General features: G+C 64.0%; 12 protein-coding genes. 2 read left to right on the forward strand and 10 right to left on the reverse strand.

The genetic code is table 11. From position 1 onward, the window contains the following. Positions 1-19: 19 nt before the first annotated feature. The 10 genes from JQ567_RS00775 to JQ567_RS00820 all read right to left on the reverse strand — a co-directional run bounded on the left by JQ567_RS00775 (position 20) and on the right by JQ567_RS00820 (position 11,996). Positions 20-766 (reverse strand): SDR family oxidoreductase, encoded by a 747-nt coding sequence (locus JQ567_RS00775; protein ID WP_212437037.1) that lies wholly within the window; start codon positions 764-766, stop codon positions 20-22. A 79-nt stretch (positions 767-845) separates the two neighbouring features. Beyond that, the gene (odhB, locus tag JQ567_RS00780) at positions 846-2,087 is read right to left on the reverse strand and encodes a 2-oxoglutarate dehydrogenase complex dihydrolipoyllysine-residue succinyltransferase (RefSeq protein WP_212437038.1); all 1,242 of its coding nucleotides are present in this window, start codon (positions 2,085-2,087) and stop codon (positions 846-848) included. Between the two features lie 169 nt (positions 2,088-2,256). Then, positions 2,257-5,214 carry a 2-oxoglutarate dehydrogenase E1 component gene (locus JQ567_RS00785; protein WP_212437039.1) on the reverse strand — a complete coding sequence of 986 codons (2,958 nt, stop codon included), beginning with the start codon at positions 5,212-5,214 and terminating at the stop codon, positions 2,257-2,259. Between the two features lie 136 nt (positions 5,215-5,350). Further along, on the reverse strand, positions 5,351-6,235 hold the full coding sequence (sucD, locus tag JQ567_RS00790; protein ID WP_212437040.1) for a succinate--CoA ligase subunit alpha: 885 nt from the start codon (positions 6,233-6,235) through the stop codon (positions 5,351-5,353). Positions 6,236-6,271: 36 nt separating this feature from the next. Further along, positions 6,272-6,748, reverse strand: coding sequence for a DUF1579 family protein (locus JQ567_RS00795; RefSeq protein ID WP_192739021.1), 477 nt, complete (start codon positions 6,746-6,748; stop codon positions 6,272-6,274). 2 nt (positions 6,749-6,750) lie between these two features. Beyond that, positions 6,751-7,947: an ADP-forming succinate--CoA ligase subunit beta gene (sucC, locus tag JQ567_RS00800; protein ID WP_212437041.1), complete on the reverse strand. Its 1,197-nt coding sequence runs from the start codon at positions 7,945-7,947 to the stop codon at positions 6,751-6,753. 133 nt (positions 7,948-8,080) lie between these two features. Beyond that, positions 8,081-9,049: a malate dehydrogenase gene (gene mdh / locus JQ567_RS00805; RefSeq protein WP_192739019.1), complete on the reverse strand. Its 969-nt coding sequence runs from the start codon at positions 9,047-9,049 to the stop codon at positions 8,081-8,083. Between the two features lie 255 nt (positions 9,050-9,304). After that, positions 9,305-10,492, reverse strand: coding sequence for a cell division protein ZapE (zapE, locus tag JQ567_RS00810; protein WP_212437042.1), 1,188 nt, complete (start codon positions 10,490-10,492; stop codon positions 9,305-9,307). A gap of 173 nt (positions 10,493-10,665) precedes the next feature. Then, a complete protein-coding gene (thpR, locus tag JQ567_RS00815; protein WP_192739017.1) occupies positions 10,666-11,202 on the reverse strand; it encodes an RNA 2',3'-cyclic phosphodiesterase in 537 nt (178 codons plus the stop codon). Between the two features lie 146 nt (positions 11,203-11,348). Further along, positions 11,349-11,996: an arylesterase gene (locus JQ567_RS00820; RefSeq protein WP_409363570.1), complete on the reverse strand. Its 648-nt coding sequence runs from the start codon at positions 11,994-11,996 to the stop codon at positions 11,349-11,351. A 55-nt stretch (positions 11,997-12,051) separates the two neighbouring features. Between JQ567_RS00820 and JQ567_RS00825 the strand changes: the two genes are divergently transcribed. Together JQ567_RS00825 and JQ567_RS00830 are read left to right on the forward strand one after the other, a co-directional pair. After that, positions 12,052-12,771 (forward strand): ABC transporter ATP-binding protein, encoded by a 720-nt coding sequence (locus JQ567_RS00825; protein ID WP_212273355.1) that lies wholly within the window; start codon positions 12,052-12,054, stop codon positions 12,769-12,771. Beyond that, a complete protein-coding gene (locus JQ567_RS00830; RefSeq protein ID WP_212437043.1) occupies positions 12,768-15,338 on the forward strand; it encodes an ABC transporter permease in 2,571 nt (856 codons plus the stop codon). The genes JQ567_RS00825 and JQ567_RS00830 overlap by 4 nt, the downstream gene beginning before the upstream one ends. The last annotated feature ends 82 nt before the right edge of the window (positions 15,339-15,420 follow it).

Raw genomic sequence — 15,420 nt, forward strand, 5'->3', positions numbered from 1 at the left:
TGAATTCTATGACAGGGTATTACCGGCCGCCCGATACATCGAGGATGGCGCTGGTGACGTACGAAGCGTCGTCCGACATCAGCCAGACGATGGCATTGGCGATTTCTTCCGCGGTACCGACGCGCTGCATCGGCACCATGTGAGCCAACCGGTGCGCGCGATCCGGTTCGCCGCCGCTCGCGTGAATTTCGGTATCGATGAGCCCGGGCCGGATCGCGGCGACGCGAATACCCTCGCCGGCGACTTCGTGGCCGAGGCCGACCGTGAACGAATCCACGGCGCCCTTCGACGCCGCATAATCGACATAGGTATTGGGCGCGCCGAGTTTCGCCGCGACCGAGGAAAGATTGACGATGACGCCGCCCGCGCCGCCGTTGCGGGTCGACATCCGCTTCACCGCTTCGCGCGCGCACAGGATGCTGCCGGTGACGTTGACCGCCATCATGCGCTGGATACGCTCGGCCGACATGTCCTCGACTCGCGCCGAAGGTCCGACGATGCCGGCATTGTTGACCAGCGCGCCCAGCGTTCCGAAATCATCCGACGCCTTGAACAGCGCCAGAATGTCCGTCTCGCTGGCGACGTCGCATTTCACCGCGACAGCCTTGCCGTTCTTGCGCTCGATTTCGGTGACGACTTGTTTCGCCGCCGCCTCGTTGCTGGCGTAACCGACGACGACCCGAAAGCCGCGGGCCGCCGCGGCAATCGCGGTGGCGCGGCCGATGCCGCGGCTACCACCGGTAATGACAACAACACGATCCGTCACATCCGCCCCCATCCATCGACGCGCTCAATACGCCGCTCATAACACCCGCCCAGGAGCGGGTATCCGAACGCCCCTTGCCTCAGAGATCCAGCACCAGGCGCGCCGGATCTTCCAGGCTCTCCTTGACGCGGACCAGGAACGTGACCGCTTCCTTGCCGTCGATGACGCGGTGATCGTAGGAAAGCGCCAGATACATCATCGGGCGGATTTCGATCTTGCCGCCGATCGCCATCGGCCGCTCCTGGATCTTGTGCATGCCCAGAATGGCGGACTGCGGCGCGTTCAGGATCGGCGTCGACATCAGCGAACCGTAGATGCCGCCATTGGTGATGGTGAAGGTGCCGCCCTGCATCTCGTCGATCTTGAGCTGGCCATCGCGGGCGCGGCGGCCGAAATCGGCGATGCTCTTTTCGATGTCGGAGATCGACTTGTGGTCGCAGTCGCGCACCACGGGCACGACGAGGCCCTTGTCGGTGCCGACGGCGACGCCGACATGATAGTAGTTCTTGTAGATCAGATCGGAGCCGTCGATCTCGGCATTGACGGCCGGAATGTCCTTGAGCGCCTGCACGCAGGCCTTGGTGAAGAAGCCCATGAAGCCGAGCTTGGTGCCGTGCTTCTTCTCGAACACGTCCTTGTACTGCGTCCGCATCGCCATGATGTGGCTCATGTCGACCTCGTTGAAGGTCGTGAGCATCGCCGCGGTGTTCTGCACGTCCTTCAGGCGGCGCGCGATGGTCTGGCGCAGCCGCGTCATCTTCACGCGCTCTTCGCGCGCGGCATCGTCAGCGGGCGACGGTGCGCGCACCTGCACGGCTGCGGCGGGCTGATTGACCGGAGTCGGCGCCGAAGCCGCCTTCTCGATCGCAGCCAGCATGTCGCCCTTGGTGACGCGGCCATCCTTGCCGGAGCCGGGCACGGTCGCGGCATCGACGCCGCTCTCGACGGAGAGCTTGCGCACCGACGGCGCCAGCGGCGCATCCGCGGGCGCAGCCTTCGGAGCCGGTGCGGCGGCGGCGGCGGCGGGCGGCGGTGCAGCCGGCGCAGCTGCCTTTGCGGGAGCGGCCGCCGGCTTGGCGCCTGCCGCGCCGTCATTGATCTGTCCGAGCAGCGCGCCGACGGCGACGGTTTCGCCGTCCTTGGCGGCGATCTCACCCAGCACGCCCGCTGAAGGCGCCGGGACTTCGATGGTGACCTTGTCGGTCTCGAGCTCCACCAAAGGCTCGTCCACCGCCACGGCATCGCCGGCCTTCTTGAACCAGCGGCCAATGGTGGCCTCCGTCACGGACTCGCCGAGCGTCGGAACGCGAATGTCAGTCATGGTCTGTTTTCCTCAATACCCTTAAGCAGTCATCTATTCCAAATTGTCATCGCCCGCGAAGGCGGGCGATCCAGTACGCCGGGACGGTCGTGATCGAACTCAACGGCGCCGGGTACTGGATGCCCCGCCCGAGTGCGCAATTGCGCACAAGGCGGGGCATGACCGATTGCTAGTTCAGCGCGTCATCCAGCAGCGCCTTGAGCTGCGCCAGATGCTTCGACATCAAACCGGTGGCCGTGGCCGCCGCCGCCGCGCGGCCGGCGTAACGCGGACGCCTGTTCGGCGCGTGGATCTGGTTCAGCACCCATTCGAGATAGGGCTCGATGAAGTGCCAGGCACCCATGTTGCGCGGTTCTTCCTGGCACCAGACGACTTCCGCATTCTTGAAGCGGGCGAGCTCGTGCACCAGCGCCTTCAACGGCACCGGATAGAGCTGCTCGACGCGCATCAGGTAGATGTCGTCGATGCCGCGCTTCTCGCGCTCCTCGTAGAGATCGTAATAGACCTTGCCCGAGCACAGCACGATGCGGCGGATCTTGTCGTCGTCCACCAGCTTGATCTTCTCGTCCGGCAGCATCTGGGCGTCATCGTAGAGGATACGGTGGAACGTGGCGTCCTTGCCGAGTTCGTCGAGCAGCGACACCGCCCGCTTGTGGCGCAGCAGCGATTTCGGCGTCATCAGGATCAAAGGCTTGCGGATTTCGCGATGCAGCTGACGCCGCAGCACGTGGAAGTAATTCGCCGGCGTGGTGGGATAGACCACCTGCATGTTGTCCTCGGCGCACATCTGCAGGAAGCGCTCGAGACGCGCCGAGGAATGCTCCGGTCCCTGCCCCTCATAGCCATGCGGCAGCAGGCAGACGAGACCCGACATGCGCAGCCATTTGCGTTCGCCCGAGGAGATGAACTGGTCGAACAGCACCTGCGCCCCGTTGGCGAAGTCGCCGAACTGGGCTTCCCACATCGCCAGCGCATTCGGCTCGGCCAGTGAATAGCCGTACTCGAAGCCAAGCACCGCCTCTTCCGAAAGCAGCGAGTTGATCACCTCGTAGTGGCCCTGATCGGGGCCAAGGTGATTGAACGGCGTGTAACGGCTCTCATCCTCCTGGTCGATCAGCACCGAATGGCGCTGCGAGAAGGTGCCGCGCTCGGAGTCCTGCCCTGACAGGCGGACGTGCCGGCCTTCCTGCATCAGCGTGCAGAACGCCAGCGCCTCGCCGGTTGCCCAGTCGATGCCGACGCCATTGTCGATCGCCTTGGCGCGATTTTCCAGGAAGCGCTGGATGGTGCGGTGAACGCGGAAGCCGTCGGGCACCTTGGTGATCTTGCGGCCGATATCCTTCAGGATAGCCGTATCGACGCCGGTAACGCCGCGGCGCGCATCCTCTTCCTGATCGGCGGACTTGAAGCCGGCCCATTTGCCGTCGAGCCAGTCGGCCTTGTTGGGCTTGTAGCCCGAGCCAGCCTCGAGTTCGGCATCGAGCCGCGCACGCCAGTCGGCCTTGGCCTTTTCGACCTCGCCCTCGGTCAGCACGCCGTCAGCGATCAGCCGCTTGGAATAAAGCTCGACCGTGCCGGGATGCGTTGCGATCTTCTTGTACATCACCGGCTGGGTGAACATCGGCTCGTCGCCTTCGTTGTGGCCATGCCTGCGGTAGCAGAACATGTCGATCACGACGGGCTTGTGGAACTTCTGCCGGAATTCGATCGCGACCTTGGCCGCGAACACCACGGCTTCCGGATCGTCGCCGTTCACATGGAAGATCGGCGCGTCGATCATCTTCGCCACATCGGACGGATAGGGCGAGGAGCGCGAGTAGCGCGGATAGGTGGTGAAGCCGATCTGGTTGTTGACGATGAAGTGCAGCGAACCGCCGGTGCGGTAGCCCTTCAGGTCGGACAGGCCGAAGCATTCGGCGACCACGCCCTGGCCGGCGAACGCGGCGTCGCCATGCATCAGCACCGGCAGCACCGAAATCCGCATGTCCGGCGGATCGCCATGCTGGTCCTGCTTGGCGCGCACCTTGCCGAGCACGACCGGATCGACGATTTCCAGATGCGACGGGTTGGCGGTCAGCGACAGATGGATCTTGTTGTTGTCGAACTCGCGGTCCGACGAGGCGCCGAGGTGATATTTGACGTCGCCGGAGCCTTCGACTGCGTCGGGGTTGGCGGAGCCGCCCTTGAATTCATGGAACAGCGCGCGGTGCGGCTTGCCCATCACCTGGGTCAGCACGTTGAGGCGGCCGCGATGCGGCATGCCGAGCACGATCTCTTTTACGCCGAGATTGCCGCCGCGCTTGATGATCTGCTCCAGCGCCGGGATCAGCGATTCAGCTCCGTCGAGGCCGAAGCGCTTGGTGCCGGTGAATTTGATGTCGCAGAATTTCTCGAAGCCTTCGGCTTCGATCAGCTTGTTAAGGATCGCGCGCCGGCCTTCGGGGGTGAAGCTGATTTCCTTGTCCGGCCCTTCGATGCGTTCCTGGATCCAGGCCTTCTGCGCCGCGTTGCTGATGTGCATGAACTCGACGCCGAGCGTCTGGCAGTAGGTGCGCTCGCAGATCGCGACGATTTCGCGAAGCGTGCCGTATTCCAGACTGAGCACGTGATCGAGGAAAATCTTGCGGTCGAAATCGGCCTCGGCAAAACCGTAGGTGCGCGGATCAAGCTCCTCGCGGTCGCGCTGGGCCTCGATACCGAGCGGATCAAGCTTGGCGTGGAAATGACCGCGCATCCGGTAGGCGCGGATCAGCATCAAAGCGCGCACCGAATCGCGCGTCGCCTGGTTGATGTCGGCCGACGCCACTTCGGCGCCCTTGGCCTGCGCCTTGGCCGCCAGCTTGGTGCCCACAGCCTTTTCGACCTGCGCCCAGTTGCCGTCCAGCGCCGAGGTCAGTTCGTCGCGCGGCGTCAAAGGCCAGTTGTCGCGGCCCCAGGAGGCGCCGCCGGCGTTCTTCTGGACGTCGGCCGAGGTGTCTTTCAGGCTCTTGAAGAATTCCTGCCAGTCGGCATCGACCGAAGCGGGGTCCTGCTCGTAGCGGGCGTAGAGGTCGTCGATGTAGGTGGCGTTGGTGCCCTGCAAAAAGGAGGAAAGGGCAAATGCTGCATTCGCGTCCTGGCGAGACATGATGGCGTCCTGGTAATTTTTGGCTTCGCGCGTGGAAAACGGCGCTTTGGCCGGTCCGGCGGCCCGGACCAGCGAGGTAAAGCACCTTTACCCTATTTAGCGCGAAACTTCCCGCCCAAAAGAACCAAGAATTGAATTAAGACTTCAATTTTTCGGCAAGGGTGTGTCCGAGCCTTGCCGGCGACGGAGAGACCGTGATTCCGGCCGATTCCATCGCTGCGGTCTTGGAACCGGCGTCGCCCTTGCCGCCGGAGATGATCGCGCCGGCATGGCCCATACGGCGGCCGGGAGGGGCGGTGACGCCGGCGATGAAGCCGACCATCGGCTTCATGCGGCCCCGCTTGGCCTCGTCCTTGATGAACTGGGCGGCGTCTTCCTCGGCGGAACCGCCGATCTCACCGATCATGATGATCGACGTGGTCTTGGGGTCGGCAAGGAACATTTCCAGCACGTCAATGAATTCGGTGCCCTTGACCGGGTCGCCGCCGATGCCCACGGCGGTGGTCTGGCCGAGGCCTTCCTGGGTGGTCTGGAACACGGCTTCATAGGTCAGCGTGCCCGAGCGCGACACGATGCCAACGCTGCCGGGCTTGAAGATATTGGCCGGCATGATGCCGATTTTGCATTCGCCCGCGGTCATGACACCCGGGCAGTTCGGTCCGATCAGGCGGGACTTCGACCCCGACAGCGAACGCTTGACGCGAACCATGTCGAGCACCGGAATGCCCTCGGTGATGCATACGATCAGCGGGATCTCCGCAGCGATCGCCTCGCAGATCGCATCCGCAGCCCCCGGCGGCGGCACGTAGATGACGCTCGCGTCCGCTCCGGTTTTCTCACGCGCTTCGGCAACGGTGTCGAACACCGGCAGACCCAGATGCGTCGCACCGCCTTTGCCCGGCGAGGTGCCGCCGACCATCTTGGTGCCGTACGCGATCGCGGCTTCGGAATGGAACGTGCCGTTCTTGCCGGTAAAACCCTGGCAGATGACTTTGGTGTTTTGATCGATCAGAACGGACATGATGGATGTTACTTCCCTGGGTGATCGGAAACGGGATCAGTGGATTCGCCGATACGTGCCGGTGAGCACGTCGGCCCATCCTTCGGCATCAGGCGAGAACTGGATTTTCATGGTGTAGTTGTTGTCGTCGACGACTTCGTAGACATGGCGCGCATTGCCGCGCAGCGAGCCGCGCACGAGGATCAGCGTCTTGCCGGTCCAGCCGCCGGAGGCCGGCGCCGGCGAGTAGTAGCCGAGCGAATCGTGCCAGAACAATTTGTAGTGCCGGTCCTCGCGGTCGTAGGTGAACACGCCATGGGTGGCGAAGGTTTCCTTGCCGTCGCGCATCTGGACCGCGTCCTGGATCAGATAGAAACCGTTGAGATCCATGCGCGCCTTGACGTGCGCGGTCGCCGGGCCGCCCGCGTTCCAGCGCGAGGGATAAACCATCTCTTCGCCGCTCCACTCGCCGGCAAACACGGCGAGCTTGCGGTGTTCCTCCAGGGCAGTCGGTGCGGCGAGACGGTCAGCCATCGCTAGCCTCCCTTGACGGCATTCACGATTTTCTGCGCGGCATCGTCGAGATCATCGGCGGGCAGCACGTTGAGCCCGGATTGGCTGATGATCTTCTTGCCGGCGTCGACATTGGTGCCCTCGAGGCGAACCACCAGCGGCACCTTCAGGCCGACTTCCTTGACGGCCGCGACCACGCCCTCGGCGATGATGTCGCATTTCATGATGCCGCCGAAGATGTTGACGAGGATGCCCTTCACGTTCGGATCGGCGGTGATGATCTTGAAGGCGGCCGCAACCTTTTCCTTGCTCGCGCCGCCGCCGACGTCGAGGAAGTTCGCGGGCTCCATGCCGTAGAGCTTGATGATGTCCATCGTCGCCATCGCGAGACCGGCGCCGTTGACCATGCAGCCGATGGTGCCGTCGAGCGTGACGTAGTTGAGATCGTATTTCGACGCCTCGATTTCCTTGGCGTCCTCTTCGGTCTCGTCGCGCAGGGCCGCGACTTCCGGATGGCGGTACATCGCGTTGTCGTCGAATGCGACCTTGGCGTCGAGTACGCGCAAATCGCCCTGCTTGGTGACGACGAGCGGATTGATCTCCAGCATCGCCATGTCCTTGGCGATGAAGGCTGTGTAGAGCTGCGCGACCAGCTTCTCGGCCTGCTTGGCAAGATCGCCGGTCAGCTTCAGCGCCTTCGCCACCGTACGACCGTGATGGGCCATGATGCCGGTCGCCGGATCGACCGAGAAGGTGATGATCTTCTCAGGCGTGTTGTGCGCAACGTCCTCGATATTGACGCCGCCTTCGGTCGAGACCACGAACGAGACTTCTGAAGTTTCGCGATCGACCAGGATCGAGAGATAAAACTCCTTGTCGATGTCGGAGCCTTCCTCGATGTAGAGGCGGTTGACCTGCTTGCCGTGGGTGCCGGTCTGGATCGTGACGAGGGTCGCGCCCAGCATCTGCTTGGCGAACTCGTTGACCTCGGCGACCGACTTGGCGATGCGGACACCGCCTTTGTCGCCGGCGGAAGCTTCCTTGAACTTGCCCTTGCCGCGGCCGCCGGCGTGGATCTGGCTCTTCACCACCCAGATCGGGCCGGGAAGCGCCTTGGCCGCCGCCTCCGAATCCGAGGCCTTCAACACAGGCACGCCGCGCGAAATCGGCACCCCGAATTCATGCAGCAACGCCTTGGCCTGGTATTCATGGATATTCATCTGGACGCTCCCCAAACCTTCTTACGGCAAGTTCTACAGCCCGCCGATATTGGTAGTTGGCATACCATATACCAAAGGAACTGCAACCCCGAAAATGCTTTCGCCCCGTTTTCAGGGCGAAAGCTCAATAAAATCAACGGCCGAGCAGATCGGGCGCGATTTTCTTGCAGGCATCCACCAGGCCCTGCACGGCGCCGACCGACTTGTCGAAGGCTTCGCGATCCTTGCCGGCCAGCTCGATCTCGACGATGCGCTCGACACCCTTGGAGCCGATCACAACGGGCACGCCGACATACATGTCCTTCACGCCATATTCGCCGTTGAGGTAGGCGGCGCAGGGCAGCACGCGCTTCTTGTCCTTCAGATAGCTCTCGGCCATCGCAATCGCGGAAGCCGCCGGAGCGTAGAAGGCAGAACCGGTCTTCAGCAGGTTGACGATCTCGGCGCCGCCATTGCGGGTGCGATCGACGATCTCGTCGATCCGCGCCTGCGAGGTCCAGCCCATCTTGACGAGGTCGGGCAGCGGAATGCCGGCGACGGTGGAGTAGCGCGTCAGCGGCACCATGGTGTCGCCATGGCCGCCGAGCACGAAGGCGGTGACGTCTTCGACCGAGACGTTGAACTCATCGGCGAGGAAATAGCGGAAGCGCGAAGAATCCAGCACGCCGGCCATGCCGACCACTTTCTTGTGCGGCATGCCGGAAGCCTTCTGCAGCGCCCACACCATCGCGTCCAGCGGGTTGGTGATGCAGATGACGAAGGCGTCGGGGGCGTATTTCTTGATGCCGGCGCCGACCTGCTCCATGACCTTGAGGTTGATGCTGAGGAGATCGTCGCGGCTCATGCCGGGCTTGCGCGGCACGCCGGCGGTGACGATGCAGACCTTGGCATTGTCGAGCGCCTCATAGGAATTGGCGCCGGTGAGATGCGCGTCGAAACCGTCGACCGGCGACGACTGCGCAATGTCGAGCGCCTTGCCCTGCGGCACGCCCTCGGCGATGTCGAACATGACGACGTCGCCGAGCTCCTTCAGGCCAATGAGGTGAGCCAGCGTTCCGCCGATCTGCCCGGAGCCAATCAAAGCAATCTTGTCGCGCGCCATGGGAAATTTGTCCTTCTGAGACGTAGATGGAGAGGGTGGAAAGTGAACTGGGAGGCTGGTTATCCCTTTCGAATGATACGTTCAAGTCGCGGCGTGCCCAATTGTAGGCCTCCTGCCGGACTTGCCTTGATTTCAATCAGGCATGCCAGTACGCCCACCGTCATTCCGGGATGATCCGAAGGATCAGACCCGGAATCTCGAGATTCCGGGTTCGCACTTCGTGCGCCCCGGAATGACGGCCAGCCAGATTGAATCCTACGTTTCCACCAACCCCGTGCTGGAGCCGCTCGCGGCTGAATCTTTCCGCCCGTGCGGGAGCGCCAGGTAGGATTCGGAACTCATTTCGATCAGCCGCGACGAGGTGCGCTTGAACTCGTTGGCCTCGTTGCCATCGGTTGCCAGATACAGCGACACCGGATCGGCGTCCGCCGACGCCATCAGCTTCACGGCATTGTCATAGAGCGTATCGATCAGCGAGATGAATCGCTTGGCGGCGTTGCGCTCGGCATAGTCCATGACTGGAATGCGGTCGACGAGGATGGTGTGATAGTCGTGCGCCAGCCTCAGATAATCGGATGCCGCCAGCGGCTGCTCACAGAGTTCGGCGAAGGTAAAGCGGGCGACGCCGTGCGACGAACAGGGCACCCGCAGGATGCGGCCCTTGATCGCGATATCGCGCGCCTTGCAGGGCGCGTTGCCGGTCATCTTGCGCCAGGCCTTGTCGAGCGCGTCACCGGCGGCGTCATCCGCCGGCACCAGCCACATCTTCACGCCGGCGAGTTTTTCCAGCCGGAAATCGGTGCGCGCATCGAGCCGCAGCACGTCCATGTGATCGGCGATCTGCGCGATGAAAGGCAAAAACAGCGCGCGGTTCAGGCCACCCTTGTAAAGGTCGTCGGGCGCCACGTTCGAGGTCGCCACCACGACGGTGCCGAGTTCGAACAGCTTTGTGAACAGCCGGCCCAGGATCATAGCGTCAGCAATATCGGTGACGTGGAATTCGTCGAAGCACAGCAGCCAGGCCTGATCGAAGATCGCATTCGCGGTCAGCGCGATCACATCGCCGTCGGCGATCTCGCCGCGCGCGATGTCCTGCCGGTAGCCGTAAATCCGTTCATGCACCTCGGCCATGAATTCGTGGAAATGCGCGCGGCGCTTGTGCTCGATGGCGCTCTGCTGAAAAAACAGATCCATCAGCATGGTCTTGCCGCGGCCGACCTCGCCATGGACGTAAAGCCCGCGCGGCGGCGGCTCGTCCTTGTCGGCGAACAGCCGGCCGAGCAGGCTCTGCTTGCGCAGCGGCTTGTAGCTGGACAGCCGGTCTTCCAGCGCCGCAAAGGCGTCCGCAGCGCGGGCCTGCGCCGGGTCGGCCTCGATCGCTCCGGAGGTGACCAGGCCCTGATAATGGGCGCGGAACGAGGTGGGTGGGGTGGTCGACAGCATGGCCCCCCTTACGGCCCCAAGCGTGCGAAAATTGCAAGCCGTGAATTGGTGGTGGGGGTATGCGCGGCTGTCCAGACCCGTAGCCCGGATGGAGCGCAGCGCAATCCGGGATTCCACCCGTTGGCGAAACTTTCCCGGATTTCGCTTCGCTCCATCCGGGCTACCGGCCACCCTCACGCACTCAGCGCGTAGGAATCCTCGACCACGTACGGGCCGCCGCCGGTGGAGGCGCGCGACGAGAACAGCACGAAGCGCGAGGCCATGAAGGTGCGGCTCGGGAAATAGCCGCGCACCGACAGATAGTCGGCGACATCCTGGCTCGAAGCGTCGTGCAGCCGCGCCAGCGTCACATGGGGGGTGAATTTGCGTCCCTCGGGATCGAGCCCCATGCGTTGCATCATCCGCTCGAGTTCGGCCTGCAATTCGATCAGCGGCCGGCTCGGCTCGACGGAGGCCACCACCGCCCGTGGCTTGCGCCCACCGAAACTTTGCAGGCCCTGTACCTTGACCTCGAACGGTTTGCGGTTGACCCGAAACAACATCGAGGCGATTTCATTCGCCGACATGCCGTCGATGTCGCCGATGAAACGCAAAGTGACGTGATAATTTTCGGGATCGATCCAGCGTGCGCCCGGAAGGCCGCCACGCAAATTGGAAAGGGTCTGGCCAATCTCGGCCGGAATTTCCAGTCCAGCAAACAAACGCGGCATCGCTCGACTCCCGATGCTGAAACCCGATGACGAATCACCGATCACCAATTTCTACCTGAGTTATATGACTCTGCGAAGCAGCCGGTGCCAGTGGACCGGAAAGCTACGGGGAAAACTATCGGGTAGGGTTATTCACTGCTGTATTTTCAGCTGCGTTGCGCAGATATCGCGCCGAGAAATGCCTCGACACTGGGCAGAATATTTTTCACGATGATGTCGACGCCCTCAGCGGTCGGATGCAATCCGTCCGGCTGGTTGAGCTTGGCCTCGGCGGCGACGCCTTCCAGGAAAAACGGATAGAGCGGCACGCCGAAGGATTTCGAAAGCTCCGGGTAGATCGCGTTGAAGCGGGCCGCATACTCGCTGCCATAATTCGGCGGCGCCAGCATCCCGCACAGCAGGACGGCGATCTTGCGGGCTCTCAGCCGGGTCAGCATATCGGTGAGCGCGGCGCGGGTGACGGCCGGGTCAGTACCGCGCAGGGCATCATTGGCGCCAAGTTCGAGGATCACGGCCTCGGTTCCTTCCGGCACCGACCAGTCGAGCCGGTCGCGGCCGCCCGAGGTGGTGTCGCCGGACACCCCGGCGTTGATCATATCGACCTTTATCCCTTTGGCTTCCAACGCCTTTTGCAGGCGGACGGGGAACGCCCCGGTCGCCGCCAGGCCATAGCCGGCACTCAGGGAATCGCCGAGCACGACCATCTTGATAGGCTTTCCCGGGGGTGTGACCGGGGTCTGCGCAAAAACCGTCTGTGTCGTCATCAAGGCCATAATCAACACGAGTATGTGCACGAACATGCCTATCCGGCCCTCGACCCCGGCGGCGGAATTGCCATATGACCGATCCATGGACAGTCTCATCGAACCCTCTTCACTGACCGGCCTGGAGCCGGACACCATTTCCATTTCCAACGTAAACCTCTCGCTCGGCACGGGCGCGGCACGCGTTCATATCCTGAAAGATATCAGCCTTCGTGTGGCACCGGGCGAAGCGATCGGCCTGATTGGACCGTCAGGCTCGGGAAAGTCGACCTTGCTGATGGTGATGGCGGGGCTGGAGCGGCCTGACAGCGGAGAGGTGGTGGTCAACGGCACCCCGTTCAATGCCCTCGACGAGGACGCCCTCGCCCGCTTCCGCGGCCGCCAGGTCGGCATCGTGTTCCAGTCGTTCCATCTGATCCCGACCATGACGGCGCTGGAAAACGTCGCGGTGCCGCTGGAGCTCGCCGGCAATCCCGATGCGGCCAAACGAGCCGAGCAAGAGCTGACCTCGGTCGGCCTCGGCGATCGCCTGCACCATTATCCGACGCAACTCTCCGGCGGCGAGCAGCAACGCGTCGCGCTGGCCCGCGCGCTGGCGCCGGATCCTGCGATCCTCGTCGCGGACGAACCGACCGGCAATCTCGACGAGGCGACCGGCAAGCAGATCGTCGACCTGCTCTTCACCAAGCATTCCGAGCGCGGCATGACGCTGGTGCTGGTGACGCACGACACCTCGCTGGCGCAACGCTGCGACCGCGTGGTGCGGCTGCGTTCAGGCCGCATCGACGGACAGTCCACTTCATGACCATGGCGCCGGAAGCCGCTGGCGGCAGCCGCGCGTCATCGCTGGCGCTGCGCTACGCGCTTCGCGAATTGCGCAGCGGCCTGCGCGGCTTTTACGTGTTCATCGCCTGCATCGCGCTCGGCGTGATGGCGATCGCCGGCGTCGGCTCGGTCGCGGCCAGCCTCAGCGACGGCCTGAGCCGGGAGGGCCGCACCTTGTTGGGCGGCGACGTCGCATTCTCGCTGATCCAGCGCGAAGCCAACCCTGAGGAAATCGCCTTCCTGCGCGCCCGCGGCGAGGTTTCGGTCGCGGCCGCCTTGCGCGTCATGGCCCGCAGCGGCGATGGCAGGCTGGCGCTGGTCGAACTCAAGGCGGTGGACGGCAAATACCCGATGCTCGGGGAGTTGTCGCTTGATCCCAAGATGCCGGTTGCGGACTTGTTGGCCGAGCGCGACGGCGTATTCGGCGCGGCGGTGGATTCCGTGCTGCTGGCGCGGCTCGATCTCAAGATCGGCGACCGCATCAGCATCGGCAACGCCAACTACCAGATCCGCAGCGTGGTCGGCGCCGAACCGGACAAGCTAGCCGGCAATGTCGGGCTCGGCCCGCGCGTCCTGGTCAGCGAGACCAGTCTGCGCGCGACCGGATTGCTGCAGCCCGGCAGCCTGGTGCGCTGGATCTACCGGCTGAAATTGCCTGATAATGCGGCCGACGAGCGCGCAGCGACCCAACTGATCGACAGCGTGCGGGCCGCGTTGCCGGAGGCCGGCTGGTGGATCCGCAGCCGCGCCAACGCCTCGCCGCAACTCGAGCGCACCATCAGCCGTTTCACCCAGTTCCTGACGCTGGTCGGCCTCGCCGCGCTCCTGGTCGGCGGCGTCGGTGTCGCCAACGCCGTCAAGAGCCATATCGACCGCCGCCGCGACGTCATCGCCTCGTTCAAGGCGCTCGGCGCCACCGGCCGCGACGTCTTCACGATCTATCTGACCCAGGTGGTCGTGCTCGCCGGGATCGGCTCCATCATCGGGCTCGCCGCCGGGGCGGCGCTGCCGTTCGTCATCGTCGGCCTGTTCGGCAAGCTGCTGCCGCTGCCCGTGATCCCCGCGCTGCATCTCGACGAACTCGCACTGTCCTTCGTCTACGGCCTGCTGACCGCGCTCGCGTTCGGGCTGTGGCCGCTCGGACGGGTTCACGACGTGCCGGTGGCGGCGTTGTTCCGCGAGGAAGTCGCCCGCGAATGGCACCGTCCGCGCTGGCGATACCTCGTCTTGATGGCCGTCGTGATCGCGCTGCTGATCGCGGTCGCCATAGGCCTTGCCTACGACAAGCGCATCGCGGCCGTGTTCGTCGCCTCGTCGGTTGCGGTGTTCGCGCTGCTGCGCGGCGTCGCCGCCGGCCTGATGGCGCTGGCGCGCCGGCTGCCGCGATCTGATATCACCATGCTGCGGCTGGCGATTGCCAACATCTACCGTCCCGGCGCGCTGACGCCCTCGGTCGTGATGTCGCTGGGCCTTGGCCTCGCCGTCCTCGTCACCATCACCCAGATCGACGGCAATCTGCGCCGGCAGTTCCTGGCGGCGTTGCCGGACCGCGCGCCCTCGTTCTACTTCATCGACATCCCGACCTCGGAAGCCGATCGCTTCGGCGCGTTTCTCAAGCAGACTGCGCCGCAGTCGACCGTAGAGGATGTCCCGATGCTGCGCGGACGCATCGTCGCGGCACGCGGCATCAAGGCCGACGAGCTCAAGCCAACGCGGGATACCGAATGGGTGCTGCAAAGCGACCGCGGCCTGACCTATACGGCCGACATTCCCAAGGGCTCAAAAGTCGTCGAGGGCGATTGGTGGAGCGCGGACTATCGCGGGCCGCCGCTGGTCTCGATGGAGAAAAAGATCGCCGACGGAATGAAGCTCAAGATCGGCGACGAGATCGTCGTCAATGTGCTGGGCCGCGACATCCCGGCGAAGATCGCCAATCTGCGCAACGTCGACTGGCAGGGCCTCGGCATTAATTTCGTGCTGGTGTTCTCGCCCAACGCCTTCAAGGGCGCGCCGCACACCCATGTCGCGACCCTGTCCGAGGCCCACCCGGATCCGGCCAGCGACGCCCGGATCATCAAGCAGGTGGCCGACGCGTTCCCGATGGTGACCAGTGTGCGGGTCCGCGAGGCGCTGGACACGATCGGCACCGTCGTCACCAATCTCACGCTCGCGATTCGCGGCGCCAGCGCCGTGACGCTGATTTCGGCCATCCTGGTGCTGGGCGGCGCGCTCGCCGCCGGCCATCGCCACCGGGTTTACGACGCGGTGATCCTGAAGACCCTGGGCGCGACGCGGGTGCGGCTGCTCGGCGCCTACGCACTGGAATATCTGATGATCGGCCTGGCCACGGCGGTGTTCGGCGTGATTGCAGGCTCGGTTGCGGCCTGGCTGATCGTGACCCGGTTAATGACGCTGAGCTTCATATGGCAGGCCGGCAGCGCCGCCGGCGTTGTCGCCGCGGCCCTGATCGTCACGGTAGGCCTCGGACTCGCCGGCACGTTGCTGGCCCTGAACCAGAAGCCGGCCAGCGTGCTGCGAAATTTGTGACAATTTGTAGCGGGCGGCAAGGCCGCGTTAACGCTGCTTTTGCTGGAAAATAGCTATCTAGAGCGACATTCAGCCGCGCGTG

It is taken from the genome of Bradyrhizobium sp. AUGA SZCCT0431 (assembly GCF_018131065.1).
Taxonomy (GTDB): Bacteria; Pseudomonadota; Alphaproteobacteria; order Rhizobiales; family Xanthobacteraceae; genus Bradyrhizobium.